General features: G+C 46.6%; 21 protein-coding genes and 1 riboswitch. Of the genes, 11 read left to right on the plus strand and 10 right to left on the minus strand.

All coding sequences use genetic code 11. From position 1 onward, the window contains the following. The first annotated feature begins 12 nt into the window (after nucleotides 1-12). Nucleotides 13-654, plus strand: coding sequence for a hypothetical protein (locus tag KNQ02_RS14040; RefSeq protein ID WP_088838011.1), 642 nt, complete (start codon nucleotides 13-15; stop codon nucleotides 652-654). A 220-nt stretch (nucleotides 655-874) separates the two neighbouring features. Here KNQ02_RS14040 and mgtE read toward each other — a convergent pair whose 3' ends face one another. Next, on the minus strand, nucleotides 875-2,227 hold the full coding sequence (gene mgtE, locus KNQ02_RS14045; protein WP_214808919.1) for a magnesium transporter: 1,353 nt from the start codon (nucleotides 2,225-2,227) through the stop codon (nucleotides 875-877). Between the two features lie 229 nt (nucleotides 2,228-2,456). On the opposite strand from mgtE, the gene KNQ02_RS14050 reads away from it, so the two are divergent. The 6 genes from KNQ02_RS14050 to KNQ02_RS14075 all read left to right on the plus strand — a co-directional run bounded on the left by KNQ02_RS14050 (nucleotide 2,457) and on the right by KNQ02_RS14075 (nucleotide 9,443). Then, on the plus strand, nucleotides 2,457-3,197 hold the full coding sequence (locus tag KNQ02_RS14050; RefSeq protein ID WP_214808921.1) for a metal ABC transporter ATP-binding protein: 741 nt from the start codon (nucleotides 2,457-2,459) through the stop codon (nucleotides 3,195-3,197). Beyond that, complete coding sequence (locus KNQ02_RS14055; RefSeq protein ID WP_029331835.1) at nucleotides 3,194-4,045, plus strand: metal ABC transporter permease; 852 nt, start codon at nucleotides 3,194-3,196, stop codon at nucleotides 4,043-4,045. The genes KNQ02_RS14050 and KNQ02_RS14055 overlap by 4 nt, the downstream gene beginning before the upstream one ends. Next, the gene (locus KNQ02_RS14060) at nucleotides 4,042-4,956 is read left to right on the plus strand and encodes a metal ABC transporter substrate-binding protein (protein ID WP_088838015.1); all 915 of its coding nucleotides are present in this window, start codon (nucleotides 4,042-4,044) and stop codon (nucleotides 4,954-4,956) included. The genes KNQ02_RS14055 and KNQ02_RS14060 overlap by 4 nt, the downstream gene beginning before the upstream one ends. Before the next feature lie 92 nt (nucleotides 4,957-5,048). Then, nucleotides 5,049-5,552 carry a PCYCGC domain-containing protein gene (locus KNQ02_RS14065; RefSeq protein ID WP_214808923.1) on the plus strand — a complete coding sequence of 168 codons (504 nt, stop codon included), beginning with the start codon at nucleotides 5,049-5,051 and terminating at the stop codon, nucleotides 5,550-5,552. A 192-nt stretch (nucleotides 5,553-5,744) separates the two neighbouring features. Next, the gene (locus KNQ02_RS14070; RefSeq protein ID WP_214808925.1) at nucleotides 5,745-6,767 is read left to right on the plus strand and encodes a zinc-binding alcohol dehydrogenase family protein; all 1,023 of its coding nucleotides are present in this window, start codon (nucleotides 5,745-5,747) and stop codon (nucleotides 6,765-6,767) included. Between the two features lie 240 nt (nucleotides 6,768-7,007). Next, nucleotides 7,008-9,443: a HAMP domain-containing sensor histidine kinase gene (locus tag KNQ02_RS14075; protein ID WP_088838018.1), complete on the plus strand. Its 2,436-nt coding sequence runs from the start codon at nucleotides 7,008-7,010 to the stop codon at nucleotides 9,441-9,443. 81 nt (nucleotides 9,444-9,524) lie between these two features. Here the strand turns inward: KNQ02_RS14075 and wrbA are convergent, their stop codons facing one another. Both wrbA and KNQ02_RS14085 read right to left on the minus strand, forming a co-directional pair. Next, on the minus strand, nucleotides 9,525-10,127 hold the full coding sequence (gene wrbA, locus KNQ02_RS14080; RefSeq protein ID WP_088838019.1) for an NAD(P)H:quinone oxidoreductase: 603 nt from the start codon (nucleotides 10,125-10,127) through the stop codon (nucleotides 9,525-9,527). A gap of 139 nt (nucleotides 10,128-10,266) precedes the next feature. After that, nucleotides 10,267-11,313: a DUF2332 domain-containing protein gene (locus KNQ02_RS14085; protein WP_214770940.1), complete on the minus strand. Its 1,047-nt coding sequence runs from the start codon at nucleotides 11,311-11,313 to the stop codon at nucleotides 10,267-10,269. A 188-nt stretch (nucleotides 11,314-11,501) separates the two neighbouring features. Here KNQ02_RS14085 and KNQ02_RS14090 point away from each other — a divergent pair, with 188 nt between their 5' ends. Continuing rightward, a complete protein-coding gene (locus KNQ02_RS14090; protein WP_214808928.1) occupies nucleotides 11,502-13,301 on the plus strand; it encodes an LTA synthase family protein in 1,800 nt (599 codons plus the stop codon). 241 nt (nucleotides 13,302-13,542) lie between these two features. Here KNQ02_RS14090 and KNQ02_RS14095 read toward each other — a convergent pair whose 3' ends face one another. The 6 genes from KNQ02_RS14095 to groES form a co-directional block, all read right to left on the minus strand. Continuing rightward, on the minus strand, nucleotides 13,543-14,481 hold the full coding sequence (locus KNQ02_RS14095) for a HEAT repeat domain-containing protein (RefSeq protein ID WP_214767833.1): 939 nt from the start codon (nucleotides 14,479-14,481) through the stop codon (nucleotides 13,543-13,545). After that, a complete protein-coding gene (locus tag KNQ02_RS14100) occupies nucleotides 14,468-15,043 on the minus strand; it encodes a GNAT family N-acetyltransferase (protein ID WP_088838023.1) in 576 nt (191 codons plus the stop codon). Before KNQ02_RS14100 ends, KNQ02_RS14095 begins: the two co-directional genes overlap by 14 nt. Before the next feature lie 428 nt (nucleotides 15,044-15,471). Further along, the gene (locus KNQ02_RS14105) at nucleotides 15,472-16,068 is read right to left on the minus strand and encodes a hypothetical protein (RefSeq protein ID WP_214770934.1); all 597 of its coding nucleotides are present in this window, start codon (nucleotides 16,066-16,068) and stop codon (nucleotides 15,472-15,474) included. Between the two features lie 183 nt (nucleotides 16,069-16,251). After that, nucleotides 16,252-16,872 carry a LysE/ArgO family amino acid transporter gene (locus tag KNQ02_RS14110; RefSeq protein WP_214770932.1) on the minus strand — a complete coding sequence of 207 codons (621 nt, stop codon included), beginning with the start codon at nucleotides 16,870-16,872 and terminating at the stop codon, nucleotides 16,252-16,254. A gap of 137 nt (nucleotides 16,873-17,009) precedes the next feature. Further along, nucleotides 17,010-18,650, minus strand: a complete 1,641-nt coding sequence (gene groL / locus KNQ02_RS14115) for a chaperonin GroEL (RefSeq protein WP_159173269.1) — start codon at nucleotides 18,648-18,650, stop codon at nucleotides 17,010-17,012. Nucleotides 18,651-18,669: 19 nt separating this feature from the next. Continuing rightward, nucleotides 18,670-18,954 (minus strand): co-chaperone GroES, encoded by a 285-nt coding sequence (gene groES / locus KNQ02_RS14120; protein ID WP_029331860.1) that lies wholly within the window; start codon nucleotides 18,952-18,954, stop codon nucleotides 18,670-18,672. Between the two features lie 220 nt (nucleotides 18,955-19,174). Between groES and KNQ02_RS14125 the strand changes: the two genes are divergently transcribed. The 3 genes from KNQ02_RS14125 to KNQ02_RS14135 all read left to right on the plus strand — a co-directional run bounded on the left by KNQ02_RS14125 (nucleotide 19,175) and on the right by KNQ02_RS14135 (nucleotide 21,440). Beyond that, nucleotides 19,175-19,867, plus strand: a complete 693-nt coding sequence (locus KNQ02_RS14125) for a CPBP family intramembrane glutamic endopeptidase (protein ID WP_088838027.1) — start codon at nucleotides 19,175-19,177, stop codon at nucleotides 19,865-19,867. 21 nt (nucleotides 19,868-19,888) lie between these two features. Further along, the gene (locus KNQ02_RS14130) at nucleotides 19,889-20,122 is read left to right on the plus strand and encodes a DUF4305 domain-containing protein (RefSeq protein ID WP_029331862.1); all 234 of its coding nucleotides are present in this window, start codon (nucleotides 19,889-19,891) and stop codon (nucleotides 20,120-20,122) included. Nucleotides 20,123-20,545: 423 nt separating this feature from the next. Further along, nucleotides 20,546-20,629: riboswitch (cyclic di-GMP riboswitch) on the plus strand. A gap of 25 nt (nucleotides 20,630-20,654) precedes the next feature. After that, nucleotides 20,655-21,440 (plus strand): hypothetical protein, encoded by a 786-nt coding sequence (locus tag KNQ02_RS14135; RefSeq protein ID WP_214771023.1) that lies wholly within the window; start codon nucleotides 20,655-20,657, stop codon nucleotides 21,438-21,440. 78 nt (nucleotides 21,441-21,518) lie between these two features. On the opposite strand, the gene KNQ02_RS14140 is transcribed toward KNQ02_RS14135, so the two are convergent. After that, entirely contained in the window at nucleotides 21,519-22,574 is a 1,056-nt protein-coding gene (locus tag KNQ02_RS14140; protein WP_088838031.1) for an NAD(P)/FAD-dependent oxidoreductase, read from the minus strand. Nucleotides 22,575-22,669 lie beyond the last annotated feature (95 nt).

Here is a 22,669-nt window from a genome sequence, read left to right on the forward strand (position 1 = left end):
GGAGAACGTCCGATGCGACAAGCCGCGATTCAAAACAACTTCGACTGGTGTCGGCTCATCTGTGAGCTCCACGGCTGTACCGTAAAGGAAACGGACGATCAATGGATTGCGACCGGAGACGTGCCTGCACTGTATCCAGAAGTGATGATTCGGACGCCCCATCAACACTTGACGTTCGATACAGCAAGCAGTATCAAAGATTGTACGGCGAGCTATGATTTTTCAAAAGACGGTCTGACTCATCTCTTTACAGCAGAGTGGATTGCACGCCAACCGATTTATGATCGTCTGGCCCTGCCGCCTGACTGGACGGTCGTGACAAACGTGCGGCTTGCAGAACAGTTTTTCAAACTCGTCGACGTCCATGACTTACCACGTGACCTATTCAATCGAAAAGAGGTCCGCCTGTTTTTCTCCGATCAACAACAAGCTGCCTTTATCGCTTTTTCGAACGGACAGACGACGGGACTTTCGCATTTAACATCGGATTATCTAGACGAGCGCTTATGGGACGATGTCATTCGGCTCAGTTCAGCCCATTTTCCCGGGCAACGAATCGTTGGCTACGAGTATGGCGATCAACTGATCACAGCACTCGAAGCCGGATTTGATGATATCGGTCCGCTCGCTGTTTGGACACGGATGACACCTTGATTCAGGCGATGTATCGCTTATCGAGGTCGAAGAGTTCATGTAGGTATACTGCCTTATAGCGCTTTCTCGTCTTCAAAGCGACACGCCTAAAAAGCATCATGTTTCGTTGACTCCTGCGGGGAAAGCAACGAAATGAACGACGCTCTCCTTTCACGACTACAACTTTGTCTACACGAAAGAAGCACGCCTGACAAATCGTCAGGCGTGCTTCTTCAATGTTTCACATCAAATGATTGATAAAGGCAGTCGCAATCCCGAAATAAACGAGTAACGACAAGATGTCATTGAGCGTCGTAATGAGTGGACCCGAGGCAATCGCCGGGTCAATCTTCAACCGGTGCAAAATCAGCGGAATGATTGTCCCGGCGAGCGTTCCGAAAATCAACGTGATGATTAACGAACTACCGACGACGAGACCAAGAATCGGATTTCCCTGCCAGACATAGGCAATGATGGCGATTAAAATTCCACACGTCACCCCGATGATTAAACCGACGCGGAATTCCCGTAAAATCAAACGCGTAACGACCTTTTTGTCGACTTCCCGTGTAATCAACCCCCGGACAACGACCGCAAGTGATTGCGTTCCTGTGTTTCCGGTCATCCCGGCAATCATCGGCATGAAGAAGGCGAGCGCAACGACTTTCGATAGTGTCTCCTCAAACTGACTGATGATCGAACCGGAAACGAGGCCGATGAACAGTAATAAAATCAACCAAGGCAACCGACGTGTTGCGGCAATCAGTGGTTTCGTCTCAAAATCAATCGACTTACCGGACGCTGCCAGCTTCTCGATGTCCTCATTCGCTTCTTCCCGTAAAACATCTAACGCATCATCGACCGTAATCAGACCGACGAGTACATCGCCTTCGACGACAGGTAACGAAACGAGGTCATAGCGTTCGAACATCTTCGCGACATCTTCCTGATCGGTTTCAGCCGATACACGGATGACTTTTTGATCCATGACGTCACCAATCTGCTCGGCATTATTCGCAAGAATTAAATTCCGGTATGAGATGACACCGACGAGTTCACTCAACTGATTGACGACGTAGACATAATTAATCGTTTCCGAATACTCGATATAGTCACGCATCTTTTCGACGGTCTCTCCGACCGTGAAGTCTTCCGAAACCCAAATAAAACGGTTTGTCATCAAGCGACCGGCTGTCTCGACTGGATAGGTCAGCAGGTTTCGGACGACGAGCGCTTCATCCTGACGCATACCGGACAGAAGGCGGTCGACTTCCTCTTCTTGCAGCTCTTCTAAGAGGTCAACTAAATCATCGTTTTCCATCAAGTCCATTACGTGACCTGCATGTTCGACATCGAGTCGACGCAAGACTTCTAATTGTTTTTCAAGCTCAAGTTCCTCAATGACATCTGCTAAACGCTCGTGATTGAGATAACGAAGCAGCCGTTCTTGCTCGACTGGTTCTAGCTCAACATAAAGCTTTGCTAAGTCATATGGATAGACTTCCTCAATCGCTTGTTGTGCTTGTTCACGACGCTCTTTTAACAGCGCATCCAGCAACAATAACTTCCACTGTTGTTCATTCGACTGACTCACGTTACCACCCCCACGTTTTCTCCTTCTATATCTTAGCATGAGATGTTCAAAAGCTCCCCCCTTTGAATCCAGTTGACATTTGCAGACAAACCCGTTAAAGTTTGCCCTAAGGAAACATTTATAGTTTAACGAATGATACATGACTTTATGCAATCTAATTTTTTTAGTTCTTTTTTTGCCCTAAGGAAACTTTTTATACCTTCATTAAAATTTGAAAGGAGCATGTACGATGTACGCCATAGAAGTAGAACAATTATCTGTCTCCTATTTTGAGACGACGGCACTTGAAGATGTGTCGTTAAACATTTTATCCGGTCAGCTCGTCGGCATCATCGGTCCGAACGGGGCCGGGAAATCAACGTTCATCAAAGCCTTAATGGAGTTGATTCCTGCGCAAGCTAAAAAAATCACCCTGCTCGGACAAACGATTGATGCGACGCGAACTCAAATCGCCTATGTCCCACAACGGAGTGCCATCGATTGGGATTTTCCGATTCGTGTCCTCGATGCCGTACTGATCGGTTGTTATCCGAAGCTCGGGTTGTTCAAACGACCGAACAAACACCACCGCGCTTTTGCGAGTGCTTGTCTCGAACGCGTCGGCATGAGCGAGTTCGCCGACCGCCAAATCGGTGAACTGTCTGGTGGACAGCAACAACGGGTCTTCTTAGCTCGTGCGCTCGCACAGGAAGCTGAACTTTTATTACTCGACGAACCGTTCGTCGGTGTCGATGTCGTCAGTGAACGTGTCATCATCGATCTCCTGCGCACGTTGCGTGACGAAGGCAAAACGATCATCGTCGTCCATCACGATTTGAGTAAGGCAGCTGATTATTTTGACGAATTATTACTCCTTAACAAGACGGCAATCGCGTACGGTCGACCGGAAGAGGTCTTGCAAGCAGATACGATTGAAGGGGCTTACGGGAATCCACTTGCCTTCTTGAAGAAAGCGGAGGTCTCCTCATGAATTTCATCGAAGCGATTTTTCAATACGATTTTTTACAAAAAGCACTCATCACGTCCATCATGGTCGGTGTGATTTGCGGCGTGATCGGATGTTTCATCATTCTGCGCGGCATGTCTTTGATGGGCGACGCGATTTCGCACGCCGTCTTACCCGGTGTCGCGATTTCCTACTTGCTTGGAATCAACTTCTTCATCGGAGCGGTCGCAACGGGTCTGCTGACGGCACTCGGGATTGGATTCGTCAGCCAAAACAGTCGTATCAAGAATGATACAGCGATCGGCATTCTCTTCACGTCCGCCTTCGCTCTCGGGATTATCCTGATTTCATTTTTACGCAGTAGCAGCGACCTGTACCACATCCTGTTCGGTAACGTGCTCGCCGTCCGTCCGAGTGATATGTGGATGACCCTCATCATCGGTATCATCGTCCTCGGTGGCATTTATCTCTTTTACAAGGAATTACTCGTGACCTCGTTCGACCCGACGATGGCAGCTGCCTACGGTCTTTCGACACGATTCATCCATTATTTACTGATGATGATGTTGACGCTCGTCACGGTCGCCTCCTTACAGACCGTCGGCATCATTCTCGTCGTCGCGATGCTGATTACGCCTGCTGCGACAGCCTATCTGTTGACGAACCGGCTCTCACGGATGATTTTCCTGTCGGCCAGCTTCGGAACGATTTCCGCCATCATCGGTCTTTACTTGAGCTTCACGTACAATCTGTCTTCCGGTGCGTCGATTGTTCTCGTCGCAACCGCATTGTTTGCGCTCGTCTTCATTTTTTCCCCGCGCCACGGTTTGATGCGGAAATGGAAAACATCAACAAAGGAGGTTGCTTCATGAAATTAAAAACGCTCATTCCACTCGTCGGTCTCAGCGCGCTACTCGCTGGATGTTCAAGTGAATCAACAGACAACGATAAACTTCAGGTCGTCACGACCTATTCGATTTTAGAGGACATGGCCCGCGTCGTCGGCGGTGAACACGTCGAGGTCCATAGTATGGTCAAAATCGGAGCAAACCCGCATGAATATGACCCACTTCCGACGGATGTTCGAAAAATGGCAGATGCCGATGTCGTCTTTTACAACGGACTCAACCTTGAAGCTGGAGGTTCATGGTTCAACAAATTACGTTCAAGTACGAACAAAGACGATAAAGATGCTCCTGTCTATGAACTGAGTCAAGGTGTCGATCCGAAGTACCTGACATCTAAAGGGAAAGAACAGGAAACCGATCCCCATGCATGGCTCGATCTTCAAAACGGAATTCAGTATGTCGAAAATGTCAAAGACGGTCTCATTAAAGAAGACCCGGAACATAAAGCTGATTATGAAAAAAATGCATCGTCCTATATTCAAGAACTTGAAACACTCGATACGCGAGCAAAAGAACGCTTTGCCCGGATACCGGAAGAACAACGTCACCTGATTACGAGCGAAGGTGCTTTTAAATACTTTAGCGATGCTTACGATTTTAAAGCCGATTACATTTGGGAAATCAATTCAGATAACCAAGGGACGCCGGATCAAGTTCGCCGCGTCGTCGACTTGATTAAACAACAAGAGATTCCCGTCCTGTTCGTCGAAACGAGCGTCGATCGTCGGAGCATGGAAACTGTCTCGCGTGAAACCGGCGTCCCGATCGGTGGTACGCTCTACACCGATTCACTCGGTGCCGAAGGAAAAGACGGATCGACCTATTTGACGATGATGGAAGCGAACTTCGATACGATTGAACAACAATTGAAATGAGCTAGTCATTAAATCGTCATCATCCCCCTCTCAAATCGATTAAACGACACGGTATACTGACTGATAGAGGAAATCGATTTGGAGGGAAGTTCATGAAACGACAAGTACGTTGGTTTACACTAACGTTGACGGCAAGTCTAGCGCTCGGCGCTTGTGCCCCAGCGGAACAACATACAGACAAGCAGATGAGCACAGAACATGCAGAGCACGAGACGCACGGTGCAGGGGATCAACTCGAAAAAACGAGTGCCAAGACGATTGCACCCGCTTTCTTAAAAGAAACCGATGAATCGATCCAAACGATTTATCTTGCCGTCGCCAAGCATCAAGACTTACTTGAAAAAATGCCGTGTTACTGCGGATGCGGCGAAACGGCCGGTCATACGAGTAACTATGACTGTTTCATCGCCGATCAGACAGCAGCAGGTGAAACGACGTGGACGACACACGGCATCACATGCGGCACATGTCTCGATATCGCGGCACAATCCATCGTCGCCTACCAACAAGAAACACCGATCAAAAAAATCCGCCAAGACATCGATGCGGCTTACGCAACTACTGGAGTCGCCCCGACAAAAACACCTGCATTATAATACTCGTTCAAAAAGCCCCTTACTCATACGGCTGCGCATCTTTAAATGCGTCGTCTGATCGATGGGGCTTTTTTGTTGACGCACAATTAGCATTCAAAGCGTTAGCGTTTCCTTCTTTCTGTAGACGTTTCATTTCAGCTACACGGTGGAACATTTTGAAGAGATACCTGAAACAGGAAAGGATGACGACAGATGACACAGATGAAAGCCGTTGGATTTCACCAACACTTGCCGATTACAGAAGAGAATAGTTTGATTGATCTTGAACTGCCACGTCCGGAAGCGACTGGTCATGATGTACTCGTCGAAGTCAAAGCCGTTTCCGTCAATCCGGTCGATACGAAAGTCCGGGCACATGGTCAAGATGAAACAGAACCGAAAGTCATCGGTTACGATGCTGCCGGAATCATTGTCGAAGTCGGGAATGACGTCGGGCGGTTCGAAGTCGGTGACGAAGTCTATTATGCCGGTGCCATCGATCGTCCGGGATCAAACAGTACGTTCCAACTCGTCGACGAGCGGATCGTCGCAAAAAAACCGGAACGGTTGACGTTTGCTGAAGCAGCAGCCTTACCACTGACGACACTAACGGCATACGAAGCATTAACCGATCGCCTCCATATCTCGTTTGACGCCAAGTCGAACCTCGACAAGACGATTTTAATCGTCGGTGCAGCCGGAGGTGTCGGTTCCATCGCGACGCAACTCGCGAACAAAGCCGGACTGACCGTCATCGGGACGGCTTCGCGCAGTGAAACGATCGACTGGGCGAAAGCACACGGGGCACACCATACGATCAACCACCATGAGGACTTCCGCCCGCAACTGGAAGCACTCGGCTATTCGTACGTCGACTACATCTTTTGTTTGAATGCGACCGATCAGCATTTTGAAGCGATGGTCGATGTCATTGCGCCGCAAGGAAGTATTTGCAGCATCGTCGAGACCGACAAATTGCTTGATTTAAGTGCCTTGCAACAGAAGAGTGCGAACTTCGTCTGGGAATTCATGTTCACCCGGTCCCTGTTCCAAACGCCTGACATGATGCGCCAACACGATATCTTGACGCAAGTCGCGGCGTGGATCGATGCAGAGGAGTTAGAAACGACGGTCACGAAAACCTTGACCGACATCAATGCAGCAAACTTAAAAGAAGCCCATCGTCTCGTCGAAAGTGGGAAGACGATTGGGAAGGTCGTCGTCGCAGAAGCATGATCCGGTCACTTCACCCAAGCCATTCAAGTAAAACACTAACTTAACTAAGTTCAATTCTACGCTCAGGCATACTGTCAATCAGTATGTCTTTTCTAATGTTAATTTCTCATATTAAAGATATTTTAATTTTTCTTCTATATTTTTAAGTCTAAAAAATGTACGATTATGATAAGAAAAATATGTACACAAGTTACATCTAATGCATATATACGCTGACGTAAAGGAGCATTTAAAAATTATATGAATAAATGGTTAAATAAAAAAATCAGTCGGCAAATCATGTTCGCTTTTTATCTTATCTTACTTGTACTTTCAACGACCTCGATTGCTGCTTACTTTTATACAAATCATCAAGTCGCTAATGCCGAAAGTAGGATTGACGATATCAGCACCAGAGAAGACCGCGCGACGAAGCTCTGGGATACATGGCAGTCGCTTCAGTATGAAGTCAGGGGCTATGTCGTCTTCGGAGATGACGCCGTCATGGATGTGATCGAGTCGAAACAAGCATCACTCGAGCGCCAGACGAAATGGTTCGAACAAAATCGGATTTATGAAGCTGATCAAATTTATGCGACTGACATCCGATCGCTCTATACGTCGTATACGAAATTCGTCATGCCGAGTCTCATCCGTTACGTCCAAGCGAAACAGTCAGGAGCGATTGATGAAACGTTTCTTGAGATGCCGAGTTTAAAAGCAATGATGCCAGACATTCCGTCAGACCCTGACCGGAAATTTAAAATGGATGCTTCCGATAGCGAAACGATGCGCACGAGTGTCAACACGATGGAAAGTGTCTTTACAAGTTACCGAAACAGCTTAAACGCAAAGGAAGCAACAGCAAAAGACCAACTCGTTCAACAGACGAAATACGCCGGTTGGATCTGGTTAATCAACCTAGCAGTCCTGTTTCTCGTCGTGTTACTCCTCGTTCGTCCTTTCATCGAACGGACGACGCGTCAAATTCAACTGCTGAGTAAAGAAAGTAAATTGCTCGCGCAAGGACAACATACAGCACCACTGATTCCGATTGAACGCTCTGACGAAATCGGCGAACTTAGTAAATCGTTTCATCAGATGGCATCCGCCCTGATTGATAACAAGCATCGCCTGATGTCGACGAACGATAACTTGGAACAAGCACTCAAAGTGACGTTACGCAATGAAGCATTACTAAAAATACGGAACCAACTGACAGAGACGCTTGCTTCCCGTGACTCCGTGACGGCTTATCCTGCTGTCATCGAAAAAATGGTTGAAATTACAGGGTCGACGCATGGATCACTTATCTTTAAAGAAGGAACGACTGTAACCAATATCATCTCGCACGCGATGACAGATCAAGAACAGGACACCTTGATCGCGACGATTGAACCATTAATCCGTCAAGCGCGCCGTGATAAGATACCGCATACGGCACAAAATGCTGAACGCGCCTTAGCCGTTACTCCGGTTCTTGATCCGAGTACGGATGAAATCATTGCCTATATCTATTTAATGCGTCTAGACATGGCCTTCAACAAACAAGAACAAGAAGAACTTGCGACCTTCTCACGTCAACTCGCCCTATCCCTGCTTCGGATGCGAACGTTTGATGAGATTGACCGTGAACGTGAGAAGACATCCCGTCTTCTAAACTCAATCCGTGAGTCCGTCGTCTACATTGAACCGGACGGCTCCAATCAGTTAATTAACCGGCCGTTACTTGATCTATTCAACCATTCAATCGAACAAGATTCGGAAGTCGACTGGTTGCTTGATATTGATGAATCAATCGTCAATTTAAAATACCGGGTTGACCAACTGCCTGAGTTTGAGCGTTATTTGCATCAAACCTTTATTGAGCACAAAACCGGTGAAGGTATCCTGTTCTCGATCGATCAGGAAAAACGTTTCATCAAAACGTATTCTGAAAAAATCCACTACGGTGGTCAGTTCCGTGGCATCATGCTCGTTATGCGTGACGTCACGAACGAAGTCGAAATCGATCGTTTAAAAAATGAACTCGTTTCAACGATTTCGCACGAATTACGGACACCCTTGTCATCGATTTACGGATTTACCGAATTGATGATTGAACGTGAGCTGTCACCGAAGCGGCAAAAGACTTACCTCGAAGCCGTTCACTCAGAGACAAAACGCTTATCTCTACTGATTAACGATTTCCTGGATTTACAACGGATGGAAGCAGACCGGCAGGAATATGAGTTTGAATCGTTTGATTTAGTCGAACTGATTGAAGACCTGAAACAATTCCACGGTCTCTCTTCGACGACTCATGTGATTACCGTCTCACACGATGTAACGCATCTGTTAATCGAAGGCGATGCGAAAAAAATCCGTCAATTGTTCGGGAACCTAATCAACAATGCCATCAAATATTCACCGGCCGGCGGAGCCATCGATATCGAATTAGCGGTTCGCGATACGCAGGCTTCCGTCGCGATTCGTGACCACGGAATCGGGATTCCGACTTCTGCGATGGGTGAATTATTCCAAAAATTCTACCGGGTCGATAACTCGGATACACGCAAAATCGGCGGAACTGGACTGGGTCTATCGATTTGTCGCGAAATCGCCCGTGCTCATGACGGTGAAATCCACGTCGAATCCATCGAAGGTGAAGGATCGACTTTCACCGTCGACTTGCCATTGCGCCATCCGAATGCTTGATTTCAACTACACACTTCATACAAAAAGGACAATCGATAAACGCTATCGATCGTCCTTTTTTGATTGCTTGAATTTGCGCTCTTACTTCAGGAGACGGCTCGCCACTTCGACTGTCCGTTTTGCTTGATGACGGACGGCAGGTTCAACTGACTCAACCATCTTCCCTTCCTGGTCGACGGTGACCGTCGTTCCGTACGGGTTCCCTCCTGCTGCAAACAGCACCGGATCCGAATAGCCAGGTGCCGCAACGATTGCACCCCAGTGGAACATCGTCGCATAGACGGCAAGGACGGTCGTTTCCTGACCACCATGCGGGTTTTGTGCAGAAGACATTGCACTGACGACTTTATCGACAAGTTTTCCTTGTCCCCAAAGTCCTCCCGTCGTATCAAGGAATTGTTGGAATTGACCCGGGACATGTCCATAACGCGTCGGCACACTAAAGATGATCGCATCCGCCCAGTCGAGTAAGTCGACGGTTGCTTCTTCGACGTCACGTGTCGCGTCCGTATGTTTTTGCCAAAGTGGATTCGAGGCAATCGCTTCCGCCGGTGCGGTTTCTTTAACTTTTGCAAGGCGGACTTCTGCTCCGGCAGCTTCCCCTGCCTCTTTCGCCCACGTGGCGAGTTGATGATTGGTACCGGTCGAACTGTAGTAAATGACTGCTAATTTCACATTAGACATGGAATCGCTCCTTTTCTACGACAGTGACGGACAATGGATGTACAGGTTATCTTTTCCCATTTTGTCTGTAAAAAAACGCCTTTATCTTGATCCTAAGATTTTTTGTGACTGAACTTCGATGCCTGCTTCTCTTTTTTTCTTAGTTCGGAAGAACGGATGCAGTCGGCAACAACCATTTGAACCAGCGCCCGTGCCCGTCCGTTTCAGCAATCGTCTGTTCCTGGAGTGCCCCGTCCCGGTACAGATCAAGGTGCAAATAACGGTCCTGAACGTTATTGTACAGGTGATAGACGTCACGCGTTTGTCCAATCCGCTCGACGACGTGGAGCAGTTCTTTTTTCAGTGCAAGCGGTAACTGGTTTGCGACATGGGTATGGAAAATACAGAGGATATGCGCTGTCGGAATTCGCTCGGCACATGGTTCAAGGAGTTGAATCCCATCCCCTTCAATCAGTTCGAGTGGATGTTCGGCGACGTAACGTGCCGCCTGTTCAAACAGTTCAAGCCGCTCACGGTGTTCCGTCCAAATCAAGGCCTTTAACCATAATCGTTCGTCGTCATCCGTCAAATCAACGGTGTTCAAGTCAAGCCCGATTCGCTCGGCAATCGGCGGTGCTGTCCGTGCAAGCGGTGGGACATGCTCACCTTCGATCGTCGACGTCAAACGAAGACGCGACGCCGGATTTCCGAACGTCTCCCCCGTTCCGTAGTCATATGCGTACTGGTCGAACAGCAATTGCAGACCGGCACTCGTACCGATTTCAAGTAACGCGAGCGGACGCTGTTCGGCTTGATGAATCATCCCGAAGACCGGATAGAGATAGGTACAGCGCCGGACTTCGTTCGTTTGGACGAGACGCGTCGTCAGCAACTCAATCAATTCCGTTTCGTAGACCCGGCAAAAATCCTGAAAAGCCGGAAATGACTCATCGAACGGTGCGGCGTCCGTCGTCACACTCGGATAATACCGGGCTAACGGATGCTCGACCCCTTTTAGTAACAGATAATGGACGGCACCAAACAAGAGGTTCGGTACCGGTTGGCCGTCCCGTGCCTGTTGGCATATTGTCAAGATCGCTGTGTCACACGCGACGTGACGGGATAAGTACTCATAAAAAGGGCTCGAGTCCTTACACTCGCGTTCCGCGAACGTCTGAAACCGTACCGCTAATTCTTTGTTCGTCATCGCTATTCCCCCTACTAAATCGTTCTTTTGAATAAATTCACCAAATTATTCAAAACCCCTTTTTTATATTTTATAAAATAAACGAATATACCATTTCACAATTTTTAGCACATCGTGATGTTCCTTCGCTTTTGTTATAGGGTAAATAGCATCATACAACGATGATACAGACAAGGAGGTTGGCTTTGATGATCGGATTCGGTTACGCATTTTATTTACTGTTAGGTATGCTGAAATTTTCACTCTTCAGCTTTTATACGAACACAGAAGTTTCATTTAAGCTCGTCCTGTTGAACCTGGCCGGGATGTTGCTGTTATCGAGCTGGACCTTGCTCATCCAGTGGAAGAAACGGCGCTGGATTTGGCTTGGTCTGTTAGTGCTACATAGTTTCCTGTTAGTCTCAGATCTTTGGTATTACCGCTACTTTGACGATTTACTGTCCGTTTCCCTGATGTCGCAAATGCTGCAGATGAGTGATGTCGGCAGTGGTTTCATGGCACTGATCGTCCCGACCGATTTTTTCCTGTTCGCAGATAGCATCATCTTCGGACTCGTTTTAATCTTCTTACGGAAGAAACGGTTTACTGTTGCGAAGCGACAACAACGTCGTTCGGCGGTTGCCGCTTTTCTCGCCGGCATCGTGCTGTTCGCAGCACCGCTCACCTATGCCGTCGTCAAACAGGAGCAGCGGCTCGACCAGTCGATTTCTGACATGCGGGACTACTACCAGCTCGGGTTTTGGGGATATCACGGTGTCGATCTCGCCCGTGGAATCACGCGGGCCATCAGTCCGGACGAATCGTTAACGGAAGCGGAGCGGCGACGGCTCGAACAATCCGCACCGGATGAAACGGCTGGTGCTGTCAACACACCGAACATCATCATGGTCCAGCTGGAATCCTTCCAAGGGTCCGTCATCGGACAGACGATTAACGGGCAGGAGCTGACGCCGCACTTAAACGAACTCAAACAGGAGTCGCTCTACTTCGAGTCGTTTTATCACCAAACGCACGAAGGACGGACGTCGGATGCGGAATTCATTACGAATACGTCGCTGTACCCGTTGAAGTCGGGCTCGGTCTACACCCGTTTCCCGGACAATGAGTTCGGCGCCTTACCGCAACTGTTAAAAGACAGCGGCTATGACACAGCCGCAATGCACGCCTACGACAAAGGGTTTTGGAACCGGGACAAAGTTTACGACAACCTCGGATTCAATCACTTTTTCAGTAATAAAGATTATCCGGACAACAAAGAAATCGGAATGGCCTTAAACGATCAACAGTTTTTGACGAAGTCGATCGAACATATGGAGACGTTACAAGAGCCGTTCTTCTCGTTCCTCGTCGCCTTGACGAGTCATACGCCGTATGAGATTCCAAAAGACGAACGCGCACTCGACTTAACAGGGTACGACGATCCGATGCTGAAACGGTATTACCAGACCGTTCATTATGTCGACCAGGGCGTCGGACTGATGATTGACGAATTGAAAGCGAAAAACATATGGGATGACGCGCTCGTAATCTTTTACGGCGACCACGACAGCGGCTTGACGAACGAAGGCAGCGAACTGCGGGAGAAAGCCGAAATCGACAATCCGGTCGACCTGTTCGAACTTGATCGCCAAGTCCCGCTGTTCATCAAGAAACCGAATCAACAGGACGGAAAGATCATCAAAGAAAACGGCGGACAAATCGATATTGCTCCGACGATCGTCGACTTGCTCAACCTCGAGTCATCCTACATGATGGGCAACTCGCTCGTCGATGATGAACCGAACGTGACGGCGTTCCGTGATGGTTCGTTCCGTTATCAAAACTATTATTATGAAGCGGACTTAACGGAAAAAGCCGGCAACGGTGTCTGTTATGACGTCTCGACGACAAGCGAAGTCGACCTTGATTTATGTAAAAAACAAGCGGATGTCCGGAAGGATTTACGCCTATCGGATGCCATCATTGAGAAGAACGGCTTGGAACAATAAACGAATTAAGAAATCACTTTTTCTTCACGCGCTTTCCTCAGGCGAGACACAAGCCAGTTTTCCTGTCCTCTCTGGACAGGAAAGCGGGTCTTGTTTGTCTCTGACAGCGCAAGTCACCTTGCGCTTTTTCCTGCAGGAGTCGCGTGATTCAAATGATTTCTGCAACACTAAAGGAGGAGCAGGACTCAACATCCGGCTCCTCTTTTTATGTGCTTTAGTCAATCCATCTTGAACGGATCATTTAGTGAGATGTCCGATATTTATTCAACCACTGTCGTTCCTCGTCAAACAGGACATCCCATCTTTTCGTGATGATCCAGTCAAACAACACCGGAATCGTCTTATCCGATTGTCGATAGCGATTCAAAAAACGCAGTGCAACCAGACCATCGTCGCTTTGAATCTGCCGCTTTCGCTTCAACATAGTCTTCAGCCGTTTGACGACCGGCTGAATGGAGGATGCATCCCCGTGTTTCGCAATTCCGAGCAACGCATATGCTTTGACGTCGACCGACCGATCCTCCAAACCTTTTATAAACATTGGCAGGAACGAGTCGTCTCCTAGTTCACTGATGGCATTGAGTGCCGAGTGCCGGACATCACCTTTCGGATGATCGAGGAGCGGTAACAGATGCGGAATCACCCGCTCCGTCCCGATCGTTGCCAACACAAAATTCGCACTCATGATCTCAAACGAATCGGTGGAGGTCGTAATAAATCGAATTAACGCCTCTTCTGCTAAAGCCCCCCGACAGGAGCCGAGTGCATCAATCGCCGAATTTCGAATAGCCGAACGGGAATCCTCGACATACTGGATGATATCCGTCGCGTCATGTACCCGTTCCTGTTTCGCCAGTTCATCGAGGATGCTGACAATTAGTGTCGGCTTCGTCTCTTGCGCCAGCCGTTCTAACAGAAAATCAGCAACACGTACGTCACCTGTATTCATCCCAATTGTCCCAAGCATAAAGTAGAAATACTGTTTCATTTCTAGTCGCTTAGTCTGTTCAAGCAGGTCCATTAACACAGGAAGCATTTGAATATCCTGAAAACGCCGTGCTGTTTCATAAGCCAAGTCAGACGGCGGCCCTTCACTCGTAGAATAACCCCATTCTTCATCGTACACATATTCATCAATCGACATCTGCCCCGCTAATGCGATCAATTCATCTTTGTTCATCGGCAGTTCCTTTAGTCTTCTCAAACAGTTTATACCAGTACAACGTGATATCAATTTCCGGATTAGCAGACTGTTTCAGCGTATCTACCCCACCAAGCACAAATCCTTCTTTGGCATAAAAACGGCAGGCAATCAAATTATCGTTTTGCGCTTCAAGCGATAAGCCGATCAACGACTGTTCCTTCGCCCAGGTTTCGGCTGCTTCAAGCAACAAATGGCCGACGCCACTTTTCCGAAAACTGCTTCGGACAGCGATATTTTCAATGTAGGCCAAACGATTCCAGTCTTTGACGAGACGGATTTGCCCAATGCATTCGTTCTCATGAAAAGCTAACAAAACAATTTTTTCACTGCTGTCGATATAAGTAGACCAATCCAGTGTGTCATCCGGGAAACGGATTTCTGATAGGGTATCGTATAACTGTTCTTCGTAAGACCAAATGCCGTCAGAAAAACGAGGAAGGACTTTACCAATGATAGGGAACGATTCATTTGTGTCGTTGATGATAGTTATGGATTGTTCCGTTAAAGGTTGAATTGTGATTTCTGCGTTTTTCTTCATAGATTTCCACCTTTCACAACCTGTCTTATAATTTCTTAAAATTAATCTTTTTTTGGCACATAAAGAAAGACAGAAGTACTTAAAAATCATGTAATCATTGCAATTTGCAATAGGTGGAAAACTTCAATACTTATATTTTTAACCTTAGGAGGTTATCAAGATAAACCCTTAAAAATATGAATCGACCTATATGAATCAGATGCCAAACTTGAAGCAAAATTTTTACAGAATGACAACGATGCATGCGTCTAAAAAAGGGTTCTGAAATCAAAATGATATCTACAAGAACATCGATTTTAAGTACTTATTCAGCCAAAAAGATTATTCGAAAAAGAAAAAATCGGTATGGAGCTGAACGATTACTAGTTCTTCCTCGAATCGATTGATCATATGTATCCCCTGCAGGAACTGGTTATATTTCTTAAAATTCACTCTATTATCATGAAGTCTTTTTTGATTTTTTCAATGTCTCGACCAGTTGTTTTTTCCAAATACTTTAGGAAAGCATCATTTTCTTTAGTACCAATATACGTTTTAAATTTCTCAACATGCCCTTCAAACCCTTTGAAATAATTACTTTGATAATGTGGATCGTTGTAAATTTTAATGAATTCAAGATAATCTTTAGTACTCATTTTGTTTCGAATTTGCATTAAAAGAGAGTCCCATTTTTTTATTTTTTTCTCGTATAAAGGCTTTTTAAGTTTATTTTCTCTTTTTTCTTCTTCTTTTAATTGTTGAACATATTGTTCGATGTCGTCTATGTATTGAAAAAGTTCAAGTCGATTTTGACTATCTAATTTTGGCAGTATTTCATTCTCGTACTTCTTATACATTTGTTCTCTATAAGATAACTTCTTTTTTATTATTTGATTTTCTTTTTTATTTCCCGTATTCTCTTTTAATAATTTGATTCCCGTTTTGGCTACACCCATCCCAGCTAAGATCTCTTTTTGATTATCTTTAATTAACTTTCCAACTTTTTTCCCGCCTTCAACAATTGATGTAATTTCAATTTTCGCCATATAATCCACCTTTAATAAAATTAGTATTTATACCATTAAAGTAATTAAACAGTTTATTTTTCAACCTTTAAACTCTATACATAAAAAAATCAAAATAAGTTTCACTTTTCTATTCTAAAGTATTTTTAAATAGAAGTATTAAATCATTATACTTGTTAAAAGTAGTCGATAAAATATCAATTTTCAGAGAGTTTCTAGCGCAAACTGAATCAATTGATACGAGAGCCAAAACATCAAGCAACCTATTCCAAAATCTAAAACCTTCCATGCTATTGGTTTTTTAAATACAGGAATTAGCCATCTCGCCCCATAACCCAGACCCAAAAACCATACAAACGATGCAATCAAGGCCCCGATTAAGAAATTAACTTTTTGATCCAATGTCAAAGTCCCAGCTATTCCCCCTATCACGACGACTGTATCTAAATATACATGTGGATTTAAAAGTGTAATCGCTAATGTGAGTAAGATCGTCTTGTGAATAGGGATAATTTTGGCATCAGTTGAAATGTCGATTGCACTTGATGAAGACAACGCATTACGCAAAGATTTGAATCCGTATAAGAGCAGAAATAGTCCTCCGACAATCGCAAGACCGACATTCGCAAAAGTATTATTTTTAATAGCAGTACCGACTCCTAGTACGCCGGTACACATCAGTAACACATCGCATAAGAAACATACTAGGACTACCCAGAAAATATTGTTTTTCAATAAACCTTGTTTTAGAACAAACGCATTTTGAGCTCCGATTGCTACAATGAGCGTACCTGACGTCAACATCCCCTTTAAAATTTCATTCACTTGATGGCCTCCTCTCTTCTCACCTAAAAAAATGATACATACTGTTTATGTAGTTCTTTCAAATATTAAGTATACTATTGCAAATAAAAAGTACCGAACCCTATTTGCTAGGATTCGGTACTTAAAGATGAAATGTCTTACATCATGCCGCCCATTCCACCCATGCCGCCCATATCAGGCATTGCAGGAGCAGATCCGGCTGGTTCTGGTTTATCGGCGATGACGGCTTCCGTCGTCAGGAACATCGCTGAAACAGACGCTGCGTTTTGAAGTGCTGAACGCGTCACTTTCGCCGGGTCGACGATTCCCGCTTCAATCATGTCAACGTACTCGTCTGTCGCGGCGTTGTAGCCCATGCCTTGCGCTTCATGTTTGAGACGCTCGACGATGACTGAACCTTCTTGACCGGCGTTTTCCGCGATTTGACGGAGTGGTGCTTCGAGCGCACGAAGGACGATGTTGACGCCTGTCGCTTCGTCGCCTGTTGAGACAGCAAGAATCGATTCGACGGCTTTCGTCACGTGAATAAAGGCTGTTCCCCCACCGGCAACGATTCCTTCTTCGACGGCTGCACGTGTCGCATTCAGTGCATCTTCAATCCGGAGCTTGCGTTCTTTCAGTTCCGTTTCTGTTGCTGCTCCGACTTTGACGACAGCTACGCCGCCCGCGAGTTTCGCAAGACGCTCTTGCAGTTTTTCACGGTCGAAGTCGCTTGACGTTTCTTCGATTTGCGCACGGATGGCGCCGACACGTGCTTCGATTGAATCACTGTGTCCGTGTCCTTCGACGATCGTCGTGTTGTCTTTTGAGACGACGACTTTCGACGCACGGCCGAGTTGCATGATTTGTGTTTCTTTCAAATCAAGACCGAGCTCTTCTGTGATCAACTCTGCCCCTGTGACGATCGAGATGTCTTCGAGCATCGCTTTACGGCGGTCACCGAAGCCTGGTGCTTTCACCGCAACCGCGTTGAACGTACCACGGAGTTTGTTGACGACGAGTGTCGCGAGTGCTTCGCCTTCGACGTCTTCCGCGATGATTAAGAGCGGTTTATTTTGTTGGACGACTTGCTCGAGGACCGGCAAGATTTCCTGGATGTTCGAGATTTTTTTATCTGTGACTAAGATGTACGGGTTCTCAAGCACCGCTTCCATCTTGTCGGAATCCGTAATCATGTATGGTGACGCATATCCACGGTCGAACTGCATCCCTTCAACAACGTCGAGTTCTGTCGTGAAGCCACGTGATTCTTCGATCGTGATGACACCGTCCTGACCGACACGTTCCATTGCTTCCGCGATCAATTGACCGACTTCTTCGTCAGCAGCAGAAATCGCCGCAACTTGTGCGATTGCTTCTTTGCCTTCAATCGGTTTTGCGATGGCGTGGAGCTCTTCGACGGCACGGCGGACCGCTTTTTCGATTCCTTTACGGATGACCATCGGGTTCGCGCCCGCTGTGACGTTTTTGAGTCCTTCACGAATCATCGCTTGTGCGAGGACTGTCGCTGTTGTCGTACCATCCCCTGCGATTTCGTTCGTTTTCGACGCGACTTCCGCGACGAGTTTCGCACCCATGTTTTCAAAGTGGTCCTCAAGTTCGATTTCTTTTGCGATTGTCACACCATCGTTCGTGATGAGTGGTGAACCGAATTTACGTTCGAGAACGACGTTACGTCCTTTTGGTCCGATCGTCACTTTGACTGCGTCTGCTAATGCGTCGACACCGCGGAGCATCGCGCGGCGTGCTTCTTCACTGAATAAGATATCTTTTGCCATGACTGAAATCCCCCTTTTATTATTGTGCTACTGCTAAAATATCGCTTTCGCGTAAGATTAAGTATTCATTGCCATCGACCTTGACTTCTGACCCGGCATACTGCGCGTAGATGACATGGTCGCCGACGTTCACTTCAAGTGGTACACGTACACCCTGCTCTGTCACACGGCCTGTACCGACAGCGATGACTTTACCCTCTTGTGGCTTTTCTTTCGCTGACCCAGGAAGAACGATTCCTCCGAGTGTTGTTTCTTCTTTTTTAACGACTTCGATCACGATGCGATCACCAAGTGGTTTTAACATGCGAAACATCCTCCTTGAAAATGACTGTTTTTTAGCACTCACTTTAATGGAGTGCTAACATATTTTTATCTTAAACGGTTTTCAATCGAAATTCAACCCTGAACCCTTATCCGTTTTCCCGAAATCGCCATCTTTGAACCATCACCATTCGTGCGCCCGGCCTGTTTGTTTGTTACAATCGGGACAGTACCTTCAATACAAAGGAGTTGTGTCCCGACCGATGAAAAATTCCGTCAATCTGCCGTTCAACATGGCTGATAAGTGGCAAATCCGTCACATCATTCCGATTGTGATTTATTTGATCGTCCAGCTCGTACCGGCAACATTCCCGAGCTTTCTCTCAAAAAGCCAAATTCCGGGTGTCCTCGGCTGGTGGCTTGCGATTGGCTTTACCGTTGCCGTCATCGTCTCGTTCTTCTGTCTTCGTCCTGACTGGCAGAAGTGGAAAGCAGAAGGCAATCAGACGGATCCGATCGACACATTAAAGTGGATTGGGATCGGAATCGTGTTGCTTTACGCCTTACTGATTAGCGTCAACCTTCTTGATGCCTGGATGTCTGGTGGACTCGAAAACGTCGCGAAATCACAAAATACGGATGACATCATGAAAGCAATCCAAGTCATCCCGATTTTACAGCTGATGGTCGTCTTACTCGGACCGATCATGGAAGAATTTTTATTCCGTCACATTATGTTCGGGAACTTGTCGACAAAACTGAACTTCGTCTTCAGCTTCGTTCTCAGTGGTGTTATCTTCGGGTTCATCCACGGAGACAACAAGTTTTTGATTTATGTCGCGATGAGTTTTGTTTTCTCACTCGTCTTCGTCAAAACGCGCCGCATCATAGCACCGATTGCGATTCACGTTTTCAATAACGGAATTGTCGTACTCGCACTCTATGCAATGACTTAACTTACGAAAGGTAGTGTTTTCATGCGCCAAGGCTCAAACTTCATGGCATTATTTTATGCCCTGTTCGGTATTCTGTTCATGTACCTCGCGTACAGCAACTCGATCGAGGCAGGAACCGTCTTTAACTTTTGGACGATTCTGTTGACGCTGTTCGCAGCAATCGACTTTTACCGTCTCTATCTGATTTTCCGCTTCCGGATGGCCGCGAAGAAGATGATTGAGAAGGAACAAAACAAAAAAAATGATAAAGAATAAGTAACCTGTCCGCCTCTTGACCGATTCAGTTCGTGAAAGGGCGGATTTTTTTGTCTCTTGCTCACTGTATCCTTATGGAAAATCAGGCGAACAGTTTTTTAGACGCGCTATCGTCAGCTTGTTCCCGTTTCGAAATAATCGAAGTGACCAAAAAAAGAGTTACTTCTCGTGACTCCTACGGGAAAAAGCGCAAGACCCCTTGCGCTGTCAGAGGCAAGTAAGACCCTGCTTCTTGTTCGCTAGAATCAAGAAGCAACGGCTTACGCCTCGCCCGAGGAAAGCACGAGAAGAAAAATCTTTTCGCATGCATCTCTTTCATGAATTAACCTTCGTACAAAACATATATTTTACTGACTCATTATCAAAAACCCTTATCTATCCATAGAAACAAATCACTTATACTGAATATACGGTTCTTCACCGGAATCGAACGGGCAAACCCACAGAAATGTGGTGACGCAAAACTATAGGGGCTACCGCTTCAAGCTATGCTTGCCAGTTACCGAAGTTCACAAAAGGAGACTACGTTCACATGAAAAAAATCAATTATGTCGTTACTGCCGGCCTCGCTTGTGCGTTGATGCTGACGCCGCTCGGCTCAATCGATGCCAAGAGTAAAACATCGAAGCATGACCGCAACAAGAACGGAATCCATGACAACTGGGAAAAGAAGTACAAGCTTAAAGGGAAAAAACTTGCGCAGCAAGATACGGACCATGACGGCTTAAGCAACTACACCGAATATAAGCTCAAACTCAATCCACGGAAGAAAGACAGCGACCGCGATAAGATCAGCGACGCACATGAAGATACGGACCGTGATGGCTTAACTAACGCCATCGAACTCGAGCTTGGGACAAAACCATACAAACGGGATTCTGATGGTGATGGAATTCTCGATGGCAAAGAACGCAACAAGGTCGGTCACCGCTATGAAGATATGCTGAAAAAAATGAAGATTGCTCTCGCGACAGAGACGACGCAAAGTCAGATTAAATACCAGTTTAAAAAGAAGAAGAGTCAGCTGCGTGTCAAAACGAATGACGCAACGGTCGATGAAACCCGTGTCCGCCAATTGATTCAGTTCATCGAGTCACATCCGAAGATGACGGAAGAGGAATTACGGGCACAACTCGTCAGCTTATTCGCTCTCTCTGGTTCTTACGAGTTGGAGATTGAACTCGAGTACTTCGATCACGAAGAAACGAAATCAGAGCACCGTCACGTTGAAGAAGACGAGCAAGACGATGATCAAGGTCAGGACGAAGATGATGATTCAGATGATGACTCGGACGACGACCATGAAGATGAAGATTAATCCTTAAACAAAAAAACACCTGCTCTAAAGACGACCGACGTCCATGTGACGAGGGGCGATCTTTAAGACAGGTGTTTTTTACTTTTCGTTGACCATTTCTTGAATCAATTCACGGTTCCGTTTTTTGAAAACTTCATTGTGGGATGAGACCATCGCGACTTTGGCAGCATCCGGTTCAATGAACTGCTTCGCCCGGTTGACGGCGTTTGCCGCGTCCTGGAATGTCCCCGAAATCAAGTTCACCTTGCCGTCATGCGTCAAAATATCTCCTGCTGCATACAATCCCGGTACACTTGATTCGCTCGACGCGTTACCGGCGATGTAAAAGTCGTCGACTTGTTTGATGTCGAGTTCCGAGTTCGCGAGCAACTCTGCTTCCCGTTCGTAGCCATGGTTGATGATGACTTCATCGACGTCAACGATGTTTGTCACGTCCGTCGCACAATCAATCAATTCGACGGACGCAATCCGGTGGTGATCGTCGCTTGCGATCAACTTATGAATCGTCGTGTTGAGGAGACAGACGGCTGAGCTTCGGACGAGTTGGTCGACTTGTGCCTCGTGACCTGTGAAACAGTCTTTCCGGTATGTGACGTAAACTTTTTTCGCAATCGGTTCGAGCTCGTTCGCCCAGTCGATCGCTGAGTTACCGCCACCTGAAATCAGGACCGTCTTATCTTTAAACCGCTCAATCGATTTGACGGTATAGTTCAAGTTCGACACTTCGTACCGTTCGGCCCCTTCAATCTTCAGTTTTTGGGGATTGAGTATCCCGCCGCCGACAGCGACGATGACTGTCTTCGAATAATGAATTTCTCCCGACTCCGCTTCGAGGACGAAGTTTCCGAATACGTCTTTTGCGATCGAAATGATTTTTTCATTCAGGTGCACGGACGGATTAAACGTTAAGCCTTGTTCGACGAGTTGCTCGATCAGCTTCGCTCCGGTAATGGGTGGCTGTCCCCCGACATCCCAAATCATCTTCTCCGGATAAACATGAATCTTGCCACCAAGCTCTGCCTGGTATTCAATGATTTTCGTCTTCATCCCGCGTAATCCGCTATAGAAAGTCGAGTATAACCCGGCCGGGCCTCCACCAATTACCGTTACATCAAACAATTCCTGCTGTTCCATCTCACTCACTCCTCGCTCTCGACTACGACTGATTATCATTCTCATTTCCAATGATAACGTGAACATCTCTTGAAGACAAGAAAAAATGTTGACAG

This window comes from Exiguobacterium sp. s102 (assembly GCF_018618635.1).
Taxonomy (GTDB): domain Bacteria; phylum Bacillota; class Bacilli; order Exiguobacteriales; family Exiguobacteriaceae; genus Exiguobacterium_A; species Exiguobacterium_A oxidotolerans.

What these genes read in the sequence shown, in the direction of transcription:
- KNQ02_RS14070 (WP_214808925.1), top strand. Translation starts at nt 5,745, where the DNA reads ATGACACAGATGAAAGCCGTTGGATTTCACCAACACTTGCCGATTACA.
- KNQ02_RS14095 (WP_214767833.1), bottom strand. Translation starts at nt 14,481, where the DNA reads ATGAACAAAGATGAATTGATCGCATTAGCGGGGCAGATGTCGATTGAT.
- KNQ02_RS14130 (WP_029331862.1), top strand. Translation starts at nt 19,889, where the DNA reads ATGCGCCAAGGCTCAAACTTCATGGCATTATTTTATGCCCTGTTCGGT.
- KNQ02_RS14055 (WP_029331835.1), top strand. Translation starts at nt 3,194, where the DNA reads ATGAATTTCATCGAAGCGATTTTTCAATACGATTTTTTACAAAAAGCA.
- KNQ02_RS14100 (WP_088838023.1), bottom strand. Translation starts at nt 15,043, where the DNA reads ATGAAGAAAAACGCAGAAATCACAATTCAACCTTTAACGGAACAATCC.
- KNQ02_RS14050 (WP_214808921.1), top strand. Translation starts at nt 2,457, where the DNA reads ATGTACGCCATAGAAGTAGAACAATTATCTGTCTCCTATTTTGAGACG.
- KNQ02_RS14065 (WP_214808923.1), top strand. Translation starts at nt 5,049, where the DNA reads ATGAAACGACAAGTACGTTGGTTTACACTAACGTTGACGGCAAGTCTA.
- groL (WP_159173269.1), bottom strand. Translation starts at nt 18,650, where the DNA reads ATGGCAAAAGATATCTTATTCAGTGAAGAAGCACGCCGCGCGATGCTC.
- KNQ02_RS14105 (WP_214770934.1), bottom strand. Translation starts at nt 16,068, where the DNA reads ATGGCGAAAATTGAAATTACATCAATTGTTGAAGGCGGGAAAAAAGTT.
- KNQ02_RS14135 (WP_214771023.1), top strand. Translation starts at nt 20,655, where the DNA reads ATGAAAAAAATCAATTATGTCGTTACTGCCGGCCTCGCTTGTGCGTTG.
- KNQ02_RS14060 (WP_088838015.1), top strand. Translation starts at nt 4,042, where the DNA reads ATGAAATTAAAAACGCTCATTCCACTCGTCGGTCTCAGCGCGCTACTC.
- KNQ02_RS14125 (WP_088838027.1), top strand. Translation starts at nt 19,175, where the DNA reads ATGAAAAATTCCGTCAATCTGCCGTTCAACATGGCTGATAAGTGGCAA.
- KNQ02_RS14040 (WP_088838011.1), top strand. Translation starts at nt 13, where the DNA reads ATGCGACAAGCCGCGATTCAAAACAACTTCGACTGGTGTCGGCTCATC.
- wrbA (WP_088838019.1), bottom strand. Translation starts at nt 10,127, where the DNA reads ATGTCTAATGTGAAATTAGCAGTCATTTACTACAGTTCGACCGGTACC.
- groES (WP_029331860.1), bottom strand. Translation starts at nt 18,954, where the DNA reads ATGTTAAAACCACTTGGTGATCGCATCGTGATCGAAGTCGTTAAAAAA.
- KNQ02_RS14140 (WP_088838031.1), bottom strand. Translation starts at nt 22,574, where the DNA reads ATGGAACAGCAGGAATTGTTTGATGTAACGGTAATTGGTGGAGGCCCG.
- KNQ02_RS14075 (WP_088838018.1), top strand. Translation starts at nt 7,008, where the DNA reads ATGAATAAATGGTTAAATAAAAAAATCAGTCGGCAAATCATGTTCGCT.
- KNQ02_RS14085 (WP_214770940.1), bottom strand. Translation starts at nt 11,313, where the DNA reads ATGACGAACAAAGAATTAGCGGTACGGTTTCAGACGTTCGCGGAACGC.
- KNQ02_RS14090 (WP_214808928.1), top strand. Translation starts at nt 11,502, where the DNA reads ATGATCGGATTCGGTTACGCATTTTATTTACTGTTAGGTATGCTGAAA.